The sequence below is a fragment of the Desulfobacter latus genome (genome assembly GCF_013389365.1).
Taxonomy (GTDB): domain Bacteria; phylum Desulfobacterota; class Desulfobacteria; order Desulfobacterales; family Desulfobacteraceae; genus Desulfobacter; species Desulfobacter latus.
The window spans coordinates 15708-30278 of record NZ_JACADJ010000050.1; the positions used below are offsets into that span (position 1 = coordinate 15708).

Here is a 14571-nt window from a genome sequence, read left to right on the forward strand (position 1 = left end):
AATTTACCAGTCGAGTTTTTTTCTGTCCTTCATCGTCTGGCTGGTTTGGTTCGAACGATTGGAAGAGGGGGGCAGGCCCTCTGCTCCAGTTTTGTTTTCAGGTGTTTTACGTCCATTCTTTTCAACCGAACCGGCTACCTGATTAACATTTTCTACATTTGAACGGGATGTCTGTTTAGATTGATCAATTTTCTTCTCTATATCGGTCAACTGACTAATAATTCTGGAAAGTGCCGGTTTCCCTCCAATCATCAGTTGGTTTGTTAGTTCTTTGATTTCATTATTGCTTGTTCCCTGACGGTGGCGGAAATTTTCTACAATCGTTCTAATATATTTTACATCACTCGTGAGAACCCCATAGTCTTGATTGCCGGATATATTTTGCCGAGATAATTTTTGTGTCTTTAAGAATTCGTTTTCAAAAAATTTATACCACTTCAGCTGTAAGTCCGAAGCATCCTTTATCTCTTGCATTAACTCATTATTTTTTCGAAAGATAATGGATTCGAAGGAGTTGAGCAGTTGCTCAAATTGAGATTGCATCAAACGATCCGAGTCTCTTAATGAAGCGTTGAAAGCACGATAAATTATAAATAGGACTATCAGTACCAGAAGCAGTAAGACAAATAACAGAATCATTCCAACATATATTTTTTTTGCGTCAAATGGTTCTATATTTTCGGGGAGTGGGAGTTCTCTAGGTAATTTAGTTAGTTCACTTTTTACATTCTCGAGTTCTACTATTATTTTATCTAAATTCGTACTCTTGATTGCCATCTCAGACAATTTATTTGACAGCTTATTTATTCTATCAAGAATATCTTTTTTGTTTTCAGACAGGACTTGATCAAGATGTTTTTCACCAATTCCGCTTGAGTAAGAACCTTTATCAGCGTTTAATCTATCATTCTTTTTTTTACTAACAGAATTTCCAAAAGGCTTCGCAGAAGAAGCAACTTTTGATGATTTTTGTGTATGTTGTGGGGAAGGGGAGATAATGTTCAACAGTGGTTCAGATATAGGGATTTCACAAGAACTCACTTGATTATTTTTTATCGTATCCAAATACTTTAAAGGTAACTTTTCTTCGATTGGATTAAGGTGTGCTATATAAAAAACTTGATTTATAATTGTCTTTTTTTTCCGATGATTCTTCTTCATAAATTCAAAAAAATCCATCCAGGTGCCACTTCCCCATTCTCCATCCTTTCTCGATCCAACATCTTCTTGAAAAGACTTTATGACATTAACGTCTGGTGATGACGACCCTGTAAAAAAGCTGATTATATTATCGATTCCATTTTTTTGAGGTCCATCTCCAAGCCCGGCGGGCTTGCCACTCGCCAAATAAAATTTGTGCTTTAATTCAATATGGAATTGCCCCTGTTTTCTTCTATATACACTGATGACCGGATATTTTGTTCCCTCTCCATCAATATAAAGGTAGTACAGGAGAATATAGTCTGCATCTGTCATTTGATTAGCATTTACCTGTGAGAAATAGCCAATAAATGCGCTGATAAGTAAAAATCCGCAGATCATGTATAATAGGGGGTTTTGTTTCATTTTAGCATCCTGATTTTTTTATTTAAGCGATATGGCCGTCTAATTGGGAAATGTTTCTGTGTGTCCTTTATCATTCTTTTTGTTTTTAACCGGTGTCCCAGCTGGCTTCTCAGGGGAAGCATTATTCACCTCACTAGCATGGGAAGGTTAAAAACCGCTTCCTGTTTATTTCCAGTTTCCTCGCACAACAGTGTTCCTTTCAATGAAAAATGGGTTTCCTTGTTAAGTGCCAAAGTACCGTTTGCCATTTTCTCCCTCCGATTCAAATAGTAAGGCATTGCGAAGGTGAATCGATGGAGCCGAAAGAGGCTATCCAGATCCCCCTGCAGCCACGCCACCAATGGAAGATCTATTTTACCTTCCAGAGCCGGAATCTGGAAATTCACGAAGATAGTATCACCAATAGGAACATCGGGGGACATGAGTCTCAGCGGAACGGTCTCCGAGCCGGTATCAATGCCGATATTCAAATCCATGGAAATCCTGTTGACCCAATTATGGCTGAATCCTTTCCGAATATTCATGATGCCGTTGGCTTTCACTTCAGAAAACTGATCCATCTGGTTTAAATTCCTGAGCAATTTCCACCTGAATCGTACCAGTTTGTAGGCTGCGCCTTTGGATTCAGTTGATTTCTTAAACCCAACAGCTTGCTTCAAAGCTTCCAATATGGCATGATCATCCCCATGGTTTTGGAAGGGAGTGGATATTTCGTTAAAATCATTGGGGAATAAATAGGGCAGGCAGGCGAGCACATCATCAAATGCCTGAAGCCGGGATACGTGAAATACGGATAGAAAAGTGTCAATCAATACAACGTTGATGTCCGGTTCCCAGACGGTGGGTAGCAGAAAGGTGATATCATTTCTGAAAATATGGCTTGCCAGCCGGGAATGTATGGCTCTGAAAAAGGCCGACAATATAATAGAGATAATCTTCCGATCTTGGTGGAGAATATGCAGGATGCGATGAAAGCTTTTGGAGCATTCCTTTAAATTATAGGGCACCTCATTGTTCAACCGAGGATTTTCGGGGGCATTTTCCAGAACAACATCAAAGGGAATGCTTTCCATCAGGCAAGCCGTATCCGAGATATCATAGACCAACAGTCGGTTTCCGGAAAAATCCAGGAGGACTTGCCCGACGTCCCTGCGGCTATACCCGGACGAGGGGATGCCATTGCCCATTTATTTTTGCCTTTACTTTAATTTTTGAACCTTCATACACTGCCACCCGAAGTCTTCCGTTCACTGTCGCAGTAGCCCCCGGGTCAGCATCTTTTTTTTTGAGATCGTATTTCCCAATGGACGTGCAAACCATTTGACTGAAGTGTGAATTGGACCCGGAATGCTGGAACAACTCTATTTCCTGGTTTAATCGACCGTCACTGTCAAATGAAAATTTATAATCAATTTCGTTTACGGCATAGCCGAGATCCAGTTTTTCCATCTCCATATGATCCGGGATCAGTTTTGTATTGACGGAAACCAGTTCCTTGAACACAAATCCCATGGGTATCGGACCGGTTCCACCCGTGGGGTCAAAGTCTCTAAGGCCAATGCGGATCTGATTGACACCCTCGCCACCCTTTATCCGGATAAAATCAGCACCGGTACTCTGACTAAAATAATAATAGGAAGCCCCTTTGGCAACACACTCCTTTAAAAGATCTGAATGGGTAATATCCGCAATGTTCATTTTTTCCGATGCAATGATTTCCTGGAACATCTCCTTTACCAACGGGAGTGCCGAGGAGCGCCCGGAAAGAACGAGATGGACAGGTGTGGCAATATAATTTTCAGACAATTCCCTTTCATTATTGACGAACATGTCAATGGTCGTTTGAATGCTTTTCTTGAGTTCTTCCCTAGCTTTTTCTAAGAACTGCTCTTTTTTTACAAAGACATCCACGCGTACCTGATCCGGTACTTTTTTCCGGCCGTCAAAAAAGTACAGTCCCATTGATCGGATCTGTTCATTTTCATCGGATTGACTCATCAAAATTTTTAAACGGTCGGCTTCTATTTTCAGGTGGCCGAGATTATGCCGGCACTCCTTTTCAAATCTCGGATCGTAAGTGATCTGGGAAAGCCCTTGAAAGTCTGCGGGAAGCAACAACGAAAGAGATTCGTCCCTGGTTTGGTTTTCAATCCCCAAATAATTTTCAAGAATGGAAGATATGCATTGATCAAACACGATCTCCGTGAGATCATCGCCGCCGAACTCGGGCAAACCGCTGATGTCCACAGTATCAATCGTGTAAATGCCGCTGTCGTTTTCCACGAGAAAGTAGGTGAGGTCCGTGGTGCCGCCGCCGAAATCATAAACAACAAGTCGGTATTTTCCCACCCATTCGGTGTGGTGCTGCATAATGGAATAAATGGCACTTGAACATGCCTCATCTATGAAAACACATCGGGCCGGATCAATATCAATGTCCTGTAACATCCGGACAAATCGTTTGCGCTGGTTCACATCCATATTGCTCGGATGGGTAAATACAAAATGTTTGAACTCAAAACCATGCTCGACTTTTATGGCTTCTATCAACTTGCCGATGTAATCTTTGATCAATTGCTCGGCTTCGTAATTGGCAGATTTTCCGCTTCCGGTCAAAATGGCAAATAATTTTTCCTGGCTTGCGAACTGCCGCTTGAACGACTTGAAAACATTGGGTTGTCCATGAAAAAAATCGCGTTGGGGACCAATGCCGATTGAAAAATCCCTGAGACCGGCATATTTTATAACACTGGGGATGACGCCATCTGAATTATTTTCAGAAAAACTAAGGTGAACGGCTTTTGCGTCGGGATCTATTGACTCCTTGATGGCTGCACAATAAGTGTTTGTTGTGCCGAAATCCACGGCAAGTAATTCTCCGGGAATCAGCGTCCGGGTAGAAAAATTGATCCGTTTACTAATGATTTTTTCTTCCCATTTTTCATTGTAAAAATACTGAAAAACGATTTTTATCACATGGATATCATTCCGGTCCGAAAGTTTTGACGGCTCCAGAACCAATTGAATATCCCCGGTATCTTCCGGATCAATATAGCCGTCATGGTTGACGGTCTTGATGAACTCCGGCTGTTGCAGCGCATCACCGTCGGTTTCTATACCGATTTCCACAGAGTTGATTTCAATTCGTGAGTTTCCGGTATTGCCCAGGTTGATTCTCCTGGAAACCGTATTCACCCCTTCTCCGCAAAACACCTCAACCTGTATGAACTCACGGTTGGGTATAAATACAAGGGTCGGCGGATTGGTCAGGGTGAAAGTAAAGGTGTCTCCAATATGGGTCTGGTCGATCGTTAAAGGATCTTTACGGTTTTTCAGTTGCAGGATCAGGGAGATCTCGTTGGGGTGATCCAGCTCAAGAAGGTCCTGGGGAACTGAAATTCGAACAGGGAGCTCAGGGTTCCCTTTCTTGATTTCAGACATGGCCGCGTTGAAAACGACATTGGATTCCGGAACCCGGATATCACCGATCAGTGCAGTGATTTTTTCGATCACAGCTTCACTTTCGACTAATTGAAGCTGAATATCAAAGTTAATAAGGTCGATGGAAGGATCATAGGCTGCTGTGATTTGATTTTCAACAATATCAAATTTCGGTGGCGGCAGGAACGGGATGATAATATCATCAATAACAATCCCGCCGTTTTTCGGTCTGACGGCAATGCGTATTTTTTTCCCGGTATTTTTAAACTTGTGAAAGTCCTCGTGGTGCATGAGGTGCAGGTTCAATTCGATGAATTCCGTTGTACCGGGCAGCAAGGTATCCGGCAATTGGGGAGGTTGGAACCATTTTGTTTCCTGTCCACTATACGGACGCTTCACGACCAAATGTGAGAAGCCCATACCACAATCACATTTTTGAGCGTAATATTCATTTTCGTGCTGCTCCCGGGCACCGCACGTTTTTGTGAATTCTGCGGTTTGCAGATCCCTTCTCAATCCATCGAATGACTGATACCGCTTTAACGGGTCTTTTTCAAGGCATTTGGTGAGTATTTTTCCTAGTGAAACCGGCAGGAAATCCAGGCGTTTTTTGTTGTCGGATGACGCGCAGATATTCACCAATTTCCTTGCCACGGAGTTTCCGGCAAAAGGATACGCCTCTCCCATAAGTTGATACATGATAATGCCAAAAGACCAGATATCCGACCCGGGGCCTATATTCTCAACGGTTTGCCTAATCACCTCGGGCGCTGACCACAGCAAGTCCCACCGGGAATCTGTATTATCAGAACCCTGAACCAACTTTAGAGTCAGGTATTCCAGCATGACGTCGGTCAGCCTGATCTCATCATCAATAAACAGCACGGAGTAAGGATTTAGTCCCAGGTGCCATTGTTGTCTACCATCACTTCTCCTGTCGTTGAAAGCATGGATTTCCAAAACCGCATCACACAGGGCCAAAAGGGTCTTTCTCAGTTCTACCGAAGACATCCTGTTGCTTACAAGATCATGGTCTGTGGCATTCAAACTAATCCGGGAGGCAAGGGGTTGATTCGACCAGGTATTGTACACAATTCCGACATTGATATAATCGTCGGATACCGTCATATTCCTACATAAAACCGGAGTAAAGGATGGACAGTCAAGGGAATTGATGTACTCAATTCTATTCCCCAGTAAATCAGAGGCATTTTCAATTAAATTACTTTGTGGAAGAGTGAAAACATGGGCTAAAATCTCTTCATTGTTACCAGGAACATTTTTTACTTTGTAGGTTTCTTTGAATCCGGTCCGGCTGATACCTTCAATAATTTCATAGTCCCTGTCCAAGATCTCCGGATAATCCCCAGGCTCATATACAAACCTGCTGGAATTATCTGATTGATTCAGATTTATCATACCTTAAGCCTTTTAACTTACTGTGATCCTATGATATTTCAATCGATTCGATTCCGATTTCGTCAACCCCGAGGTTTTGCAGTTTGAGCCTCAAAATGATCGGATCGGTCTGATCCGAATAGAACGGACCATAACCGGCTGATGCTTTAAATTCAACCGCATTCAACGAACTTCCGCAGAACCCGCAAAAACCTTTGCTCCCTTCTATTTGAATGGGATATCCGCTTTTGCACCTCTTGCAATCCACAATAATTCCCCTTTCACTTCTACTTTAGGATCGGACAAAATTTCTGTCTTCCGCTCTCGAATTTATTCTTTCCACCAAGGCAGATACTCTTTGTTTATAAAGGCCTTATTGTACTTGTCCATGACATCCTTGATTCTTTTATTGTTATTCGGATGTTCATCCTTGGTTCGGTTGCGAAGTTTACCGAGTCTTTCCATCATCTCTTGGTCATTTAATCCCAGCAGACATCGTCTAATCTTGTCCTTGAACTCACGATACCCATGCTCATATTCAACCAAGCCCCAAAGAAATACATCCGGATCATCCGGATTAAATTGTATACTCTCTTCAAAAGCACTATCCGGTTCTTTCCATTCAAACACCATTTTTCCAGGCGGGTGATATTCAAACATCAGATCTTGAATGAATTCCATAGCAATGTCCATCAGTGGGGGTTTACCGGGACCTGAAGCTTTTTTTAACTCTTCAAACCGGTGATATTTTTCAATGTTAACCGAAGAAGGATCTTTATGGGTGTGCAGTATCCGCTGGGTGAAATCATCGGACATAAAGGCATCATCATATTTCGCCTTCATAGTGGGGTAGGCTTTGAGTTCATCAATGGCAATACCGCCCAATTCCTGGTAAAAATTGAGCATATGCTGCATCTCCGTGTCTGTCTTGGGTACGCCGGAAAAATCTTCATTTCCTGACCGGGAAAGATGGGCCTTAAGATTGTTGAGGTTGGAGTTACTGCCGCCGCAGATGAGGTGGGGATGATCATTATGGAAAATATCGTTAAAATCCGATTTAGTTTCGGTCAACACATCCGAGCTCTCGGCTAGGCGGGTTAAATCGTTTCCATAGTTTTGGGTGATTAATTCGTTTATAATCTCAAAGCCTTCCAGATCCATGGATACCATAATTTTTTGGGCAACTTTTTCCGACAAATCGTTTATAAACGGCATGTAATCTTCTTTTTTATCCATGAGCCGGTCAAAGATGGAACCGGAAGCATCCGGAAATGCATCAAACACCCGGATCCAGTCAGCGTCGGAAAAGAGTTGTATTGACTCTTGAATGTCCTTTTTAATTCCCCCTTTGGCATTTTTAAAAATGTATAAAACATTTTTCCATTCATGGACGGTGGAATTTTCTTTGAATTGCTCTTCCAGCCGGGAAATACATTTTTCCACTTTGTTTGCGACCTGTGAAAGCGAGCCTTTCAGATCTTGCTGAAATTTGTCTTTAAGCGTCATCAACACTTCACGGAACAATACGTCTTCCAGACGTTCATGGGCTGCCGCAAGTGCATGGCGGTATTTGAGTATGGCTTTCTCGCGGTAAAAATCCCTTACATAATCTTTGGTCATGGAGGCTTTGATGGCCAGTGAGTTTTCAACCTCGCCAAACTCTTGTAAAATCGGTTCCACCTGATTAATGGTAACGTAGTCCACAGCGTCAGCTGGCAAGCGATCAATCCATTTGGGAATAACGCTGTTAATCATTACGGATAATACAAATTCAAGCTGGGCCAAATCCGGTAAATCCGTAAGCGATCTGGCCTGCAGAATCCCTTTAAGGGCAGCATGAAAGATTTTTTTTATGGCATGGTAAATACTGTCACTGAATTGAGGGAGCCGGTCGGTCAATAATTCTGCATAGGCAGAATTCCGGCCGAATCTGGCTGAAAAGGGGTCTTTTGTCGGTTGTGCCGTTAGTTTCCTTCTCAATTCCTCAGCACTCCAGCTAACCGGAGTGCTTGCCGGGAGGAACAAGTTGGTGTATTCCTTTTCCCATTCATTCCGGAGGGAACCCGTCCCTTTTGAACCCGTCCTTAAAATGGATCGGCTTTGTTTGTAGGCATTGGTGAGCCACACTTCGGCAATGCGTTTAAGTTTTCGTTGATCAAAATTTTTTGGATTAATTGTTTCTTCTTTCGTCACCGGATCAATGGTGATGGTTTTACCGGACCAGTCAATAAGTTTTGTGAGTATAATTTTTGCGGCAGCAGCACCCGCAATACGATATTTGGGATAATGTGCCGTCGCAGACCCGAATCCGGCAAACATCTTTAAATATCCGGGATCAACCGGGTTTCTTTTCCGCCAATCAGGGTAGCGTACATTGTAATCCGCATGAATACCAGCCTTGATGCCCTGAGCCCCGCCCAGAAGTTCGAAAAACATGGAAGTCGAGCACAGGTGAGACAATTCCAGAATGGTCTCCGGATTCGGGTCTGCTGAATTGCCGACGGTAAAAGAAGGTCTTACCCCTTCGCCCCTTGATGACGGTGATATCAGCTGGATATAATTAAACGGGATATCGGCGCAAACGGTCGCGGCATCGTCGCCCGGAAGCTGCGCAGAATATCGAGTGCCGTTATGCATGAAAAAATCAATTTCTATCAAAGCGGATAAACAATTGGCTGCCAGTCGTTCATTCCCCCGTTTATTGACCGTTGCCATATCCGGTACAGCAAAAATCCCAAAATTTAGGGGAGCAAATTGCGGGTAGGATTTGAAGAAATGGGCCAGGTCAATCAGCATTCCCGAACCGGTTCCGCCGCAAAGGCTACCGATAATATAGACACGCGGCTCCCCTCTGTTCACATAGGTATTCTGCTGGGCGAGTTTGTCCATCCCTTTGTTAATGTAATAATTGCGCAGTACATCATTGGTTTGGGCTTCTGCTTCATTCTGATTGATTTGCAACATCATGTTTCTTAATTGGGGTTTAATCTTACGCCACTTGTTCCACAAGCAGGCCCGACCCATCATTCGGATATTCCCAGCCCCCGCTTCGTAAGCCGCGGCCGGCAGACGCAGGATATCTTTATCAAACCATTCATGCCAGCCGGGGTCCACCTTGTGGAGGGTATTGTCCGGGTCCATCCGGTATTCCAAGGTACTAATATCTTTGGTGGGGATAGTGGCTTTTATGATTTGAAGGCTCTGCCATAGCTGGTTGCTTTCCTGATTAGAAGGGATTGGCCTTATCTCGTCATCTTCATGACTTGAAATATGGACGAACCTGAAAATCGGTAGACCGGGTACGCCCAATTCTTCATATACAAGTGTTCGAAGATGAGAAACCACATTACCGCCAAAGGTTCCGATGCCTAAAATGATTGTAGGATTAAACATGTAATCGCTCCAACTGAATATGTTTGGGTGATGGGAGATGAGTGGTCATTATATTACGGTAATTTTTGATTTTTTGCCGGCCAGTCGAGCAATGACAAGAATATTTATCAAAAAGCAGATAAAAAAACCGATATTATAGACGATAACATCAACCGGTTCTCTCTGGTTTTCAACCATCATTTTACAGGTAAGAATGCTGAAACCGATCGTAAGAAGGGTATGCATCAAAATAGTGTAGAGCCAGAAATTACAGATACCGATATACGGATTCCCGGCTTTTAGTAAATTCAGACTGGGTCGGGTAAGGATGAATGTTATCAGCCAGACCAAAAAATAAGCCCCAACAACGATTAGGAGATAAGAAAAGTACTGCTCGTTCAGATACTGCTCCATCATTTCCATAAGCCCCTCATTTACAAATGATTAAATCAATTAACTCTACTTTGTTAGATTATGTATAACTATTTAAATTTATTGTAAATATTACTTTAGACTGTTTTATAAATTTCAAATAATATCAATAGGTTATAATCTAAGGTAACACAGTAGAGTTAACTTAGATTTTTTATTCTTTATTTATATGAATAACGATTTCATCTCCATAGTCGTTTTCCAACGCGATCCGGCTGCCTTTCACCTCAACATCGTTAAGTCTCAACTGCCCGTTGACCAGCTCAATACGCTGGTTGCTGCATGACAGGTCCCAGGCCTGTTGATCCGGCATCCTGTCATCATCGGATAACACAACCGTCCGGCTGCCGTCTTCAAGTGTCAAGTCGCCCGCACCATGGCATTGCAAGGTTACCTTGACGCCTGCCGAGCCTATATCCGACTCTTCATTAAAGTCTTCATCCATCTCCTCCACTGAAATCCAGGGCCGTTCGTATGCATCCTCATCAATTTCAGTATGTTCCTGTGTTCCGTGAACGGCCTGTTGCCTTTCCGAAACCGTACGCCGGCTCCTAAATAACAAGAACACCATCAAACCACAGAGGACTATAATTATCGGAATCAGTAACGGAAGCCGTTCAAGCAATCCCGGACCCGGAAAATAAATTTCTTCAACAAGCCATCTTTTTTGAAAACTGGATTTGTTACTATCGCTGATGCCCAGATATTTATAGTCCACTTGTAAATACCCTGAGAGTTTTTTACCGGTCACATTCTCGTCTATCGGGATTATGAGTGAAAAAGGGTTGTTAATGAGAGGCACAGGGGTGATAACGTCATTTTTGATCAATTCTAATCCTTGATGTTGCGGCTTTCTTAATTCAAACACGGCGTTTTCTATTTTGAAAAGGCTATCAGGCTGGTTTCCGGTGGGACTGAGTTGCACGGGGGAAAGCTGATAGATCAGTTTCCGTGCACCATCCTCTTTGATTTTTTTTCGTTTAAACTTGATCCTGGTTCCGATGGTGTTGACCGTGTATTTGTTTTTACCGATTTTAAGTTCCAGAGCGCTTTTATGTATCTCGGTTTCTTCCTTGGTATCATTTAATTCTTGTTTTTTTTGGGGAAAGGCGCCCTCTTTTTTCTTTAATGCCTCATTCTTCTCCTTGAGTTCCTCATCTTTTGCTTTCAGTTTCTCATTCTTCTCCTTGAGTTCCTCATCTTTTGCTTTCAGTTTCTCATTCTTCTCCTTGAGTTCCTCATCTTTCTTTTTAATTGAGGCACGAGCAACCTTCAGTTCCTTTTGAGTTTGAATCTGACGCTGGGTTACTTCATCCAGATTCAGATATGTAATGACGGTAACGCTTATCCAGATCCTGTCTGCCACTTTCATTTTATATACGGCATGATTCCGACAGTCTTTATATTTATTATCCTTTAATTCTGTTAGTTGTTTTTCCAGTTCGTTTGATTTCTTTTTGAATTCCGCCTTAGTGGAATGATCCATATCCATATCCGAAACCTGGATCAAAACCACTTCTGTCTCATCTTTCAACCCGATATTCACCATCTTGTCGAATATCATGTAAGCACTGAGCTCAGCATACTGCTGCAGGCTTATCACACCTGGAAATGCTTTTATGAACTGTTTTTTGTTGGCGGTTGTTTTTTGCCTGGTATTCAGATCAACATTTTTCGGATAAGGGATAAGCCGGGCAAGTTCTTTGTCGATTTCATTTCCTGAGATACCTACCACCGGACTGGAATCGTATTTAAGTCGAAGAGAATGGTCATATTCGTAATAGAGCAGATCATCACCCGGTCTCCAATATCCACCTTCCCAATTTTGATTCGAAAATGTTTTTTCCAAAAACCTGTCGTTTCTTATCTGCCTGAAAGTTGGATTTTGAATGGGATCTCCTTGGAAAATCAAATAGCGGACAATGAATGACAGATCTTGAAATTCTTTAGCGGACAAAGAAAACACTTTCTCTTCTCTAAGTGAAAACATGCTTTGTGAAACGTCATACGTTAAAATAATGGATCGTTTGGCAAATGCGGGGGCTGAAAAGAATGATGATGCGAGTACGATAAAACAGAAAATAACAAATCTGCCTGACAATATCTTTTTCATAAGATGATCTCCTTAACTTCGAGTCAAATACTCATCCGCACAATTTGATCGTCAAAAACCAGGATTAGAATATCGCCATGAATGACTGGTTGAGAAACAAGTGTAATACTTTTTTTAGTTGTACGGCCTTTGAGTGGTATGGGATTGATTTCAGGGGAATGGTTCTGATCCAGATTCCATTTGATGATTCGTTTTTTATTTGGATCAACCACAATAAGCGATGTATCCATCATAACAGAATTCAAACTTGAAATTGTCGGTATCCGGGGCTCATTCCAGGACAATCTTTTAGGTTGGGGAGACTGGCCTGGTGTGAACTTATTGTAGTGGTATTCGTCCCTTGATCTGGACGGGAAGTAAGCAAAATTCCCGTCGGAGAACCCGGGCAGATGCCCCATGCTGTCCAAATAAGAATTCTTTACATAGCCGCCGGACGGATAATAAAAACTCGCTTGGGTTAAAGGATGATAGGACATATATCCGATCTCCCTGAAGTCGCCGTACTGACTCTCAGCAGTTGTTTGCGTTTTTTCGGCAATGGTCTCGAAAACAATATAGCCGTTTACAACCATAGGTGCTAAGCAATTGAAGCCATCTATTTGTTTCAGGATTTCGGGTTCTTTTAATTGCCGGATTTCTGTTTTGAATTCCCCATGAATGTTGAAACCCAAAATCCATCCCTTTTGGGTCACGACAAATACGGTGTCATCTATAATAACAGGACTTCTGGGAGCGTCGTCAATTTCCAGGTTTAAAGGTATCAAGTGATAGTCTTCTTCATTGATAAACCGAACATCAACAACCAGTAAATAATCTTTGAGGCAGGTTATCCAATATCGGTAGGGCCTGAAAGGATTCTGATCATTTTTAAACTCTGCAACAAGTGGGGCGCATTGGGTTGTGTGACCGAATTCAGTGTTTTCTAATTGTTCACCCATCAGATTCCCGTCAAAAGCCGATACTCTGTTGAATTTTCTTTCATGCAAAAATCCAATGCCGACACCATCAAAGGCTGGGCTGTTCGAATATTCCGGTGTTTCAGTACCGAAGTAGGAACATTCTTTTATTTTAATTCGCGCATCGCTGCCTTCCTTGTCGGATATGGGGATTTGGTACAGGGTTTTAATATCATTGCCCCATGCCCAGACAGTGTCATTTGCGACAATTGCTTGGGCCAATTTTAACCCAGAATGATTTTCGAGATAAAAATTATGCAATATAGCCGTTTTTTCATGAACACCGGTCTTAAAACGGTGATAATTAGATGTTCTTTTGATATTGCATCCCGGATTTCGCCAGAGATCCGTATCGTCCAACGGTGTTCCACAAAAACTACAAAACCTTGCAATGGAAGGATTTTCTTTCCCACATACAGATTTGTTCCGGCATAATTTCATACACAATATCCTTAAAAACTATAAAACGGTATCAGAACAGATCAAAGTGATTAAAGATCAAAAACCCAACCGTTTTCTCCGAGGCTGGGCAAATCTGATAATAAATCAGTAATGTCCGGTTAAACTCTTGCACATATCCATCTTCAGCCAAAAAAACGAATCATAATGTTTTCAAAAAAACAAAATCGTCACAAAGTATGACCGAATTATTTCAAATTCAGGAAGATTGTACAATCAATTTTTATACTTTTCATACCAAATTATCAATTTTCAATAAAAAAGCACCAAAAATAATGTTTTTTGGATGTATGCAAAAACCTAACCGGACATTACTGATAAATAAATAGGGAATTTATTCATAATGTGTATTTCAAGTCAATGGCAAAGATATTCTTAAACTGACTCCTGACAGTCTTTTTAAAAATGGACATTACCGAAATAAGGCAATAAATTCAAAACAACACCATCACTGAAACTGAGGCTATCGATTTGTTCAATGACATGGTCGATACCGTTGCTGAGCAAAGGGGTGAAGAGGAAATACCAGAAGAAAAGTTATGATTGAAGAAAACATAACGTGTCTGAACATGACAGGATTTAAAAGGTGTTCGGTCTGGCTGCCGTTCAAAATCCAAAACCATTTCAGAAAATCTTTAATAGGAAGCGCCCCCGGACCAGCAAGTCATAAAAGAATATCGAAATCTGGCATCCTTCATATAAGTTCAAAAGTACTTTACAGTTTTTATTATCAGAATTTTGATCGCAACTATTTTGTCACAGCAAAATACCGTGTTTATTATACTCAAATATGAATTGTGATTATCTCAACATTTCTACAGTAGAGAAATAATC

7 protein-coding genes and 1 pseudogene are annotated in these 14571 nt (G+C 41.8%); all 8 read right to left on the reverse strand.

What is annotated here, in order from left to right; all coding sequences use genetic code 11:
- Positions 1 to 3 precede the first annotated feature (3 nt).
- The gene (locus HXW94_RS13145) at positions 4 to 1566 is read right to left on the reverse strand and encodes a hypothetical protein (protein WP_178367361.1); all 1563 of its coding nucleotides are present in this window, start codon (positions 1564 to 1566) and stop codon (positions 4 to 6) included.
- 125 nt (positions 1567 to 1691) lie between these two features.
- Positions 1692 to 2753 (reverse strand): hypothetical protein, encoded by a 1062-nt coding sequence (locus tag HXW94_RS13150; RefSeq protein WP_178367362.1) that lies wholly within the window; start codon positions 2751 to 2753, stop codon positions 1692 to 1694.
- Positions 2722 to 6426 (reverse strand): protein kinase domain-containing protein, encoded by a 3705-nt coding sequence (locus HXW94_RS13155; RefSeq protein WP_178367363.1) that lies wholly within the window; start codon positions 6424 to 6426, stop codon positions 2722 to 2724. The genes HXW94_RS13150 and HXW94_RS13155 overlap by 32 nt, the downstream gene beginning before the upstream one ends.
- A 309-nt stretch (positions 6427 to 6735) precedes the next feature.
- Positions 6736 to 9798, reverse strand: a complete 3063-nt coding sequence (locus HXW94_RS13160) for a tubulin-like doman-containing protein (RefSeq protein WP_178367364.1) — start codon at positions 9796 to 9798, stop codon at positions 6736 to 6738.
- Positions 9799 to 9846: 48 nt separating this feature from the next.
- The gene (locus HXW94_RS19270) at positions 9847 to 10200 is read right to left on the reverse strand and encodes a hypothetical protein (protein WP_218576712.1); all 354 of its coding nucleotides are present in this window, start codon (positions 10198 to 10200) and stop codon (positions 9847 to 9849) included.
- A gap of 163 nt (positions 10201 to 10363) precedes the next feature.
- A complete protein-coding gene (locus HXW94_RS13170) occupies positions 10364 to 12322 on the reverse strand; it encodes a hypothetical protein (RefSeq protein ID WP_178367366.1) in 1959 nt (652 codons plus the stop codon).
- Positions 12323 to 12345: 23 nt separating this feature from the next.
- A complete protein-coding gene (locus tag HXW94_RS13175; RefSeq protein ID WP_246293978.1) occupies positions 12346 to 13500 on the reverse strand; it encodes a hypothetical protein in 1155 nt (384 codons plus the stop codon).
- 135 nt (positions 13501 to 13635) lie between these two features.
- A pseudogene (locus HXW94_RS20375) lies at positions 13636 to 13719 on the reverse strand (zinc-ribbon domain-containing protein); the annotation flags it as partial.
- Between the last annotated feature and the right edge of the window lie 852 nt (positions 13720 to 14571).

Coding starts and splice junctions, on each gene's coding strand:
- HXW94_RS13170 (WP_178367366.1), bottom strand. CDS start 12,322: ATGAAAAAGATATTGTCAGGCAGATTTGTTATTTTCTGTTTTATCGTA.
- HXW94_RS13150 (WP_178367362.1), bottom strand. CDS start 2,753: ATGGGCAATGGCATCCCCTCGTCCGGGTATAGCCGCAGGGACGTCGGG.
- HXW94_RS13155 (WP_178367363.1), bottom strand. CDS start 6,426: ATGATAAATCTGAATCAATCAGATAATTCCAGCAGGTTTGTATATGAG.
- HXW94_RS13160 (WP_178367364.1), bottom strand. CDS start 9,798: ATGTTTAATCCTACAATCATTTTAGGCATCGGAACCTTTGGCGGTAAT.
- HXW94_RS13145 (WP_178367361.1), bottom strand. CDS start 1,566: ATGAAACAAAACCCCCTATTATACATGATCTGCGGATTTTTACTTATC.
- HXW94_RS19270 (WP_218576712.1), bottom strand. CDS start 10,200: ATGGAAATGATGGAGCAGTATCTGAACGAGCAGTACTTTTCTTATCTC.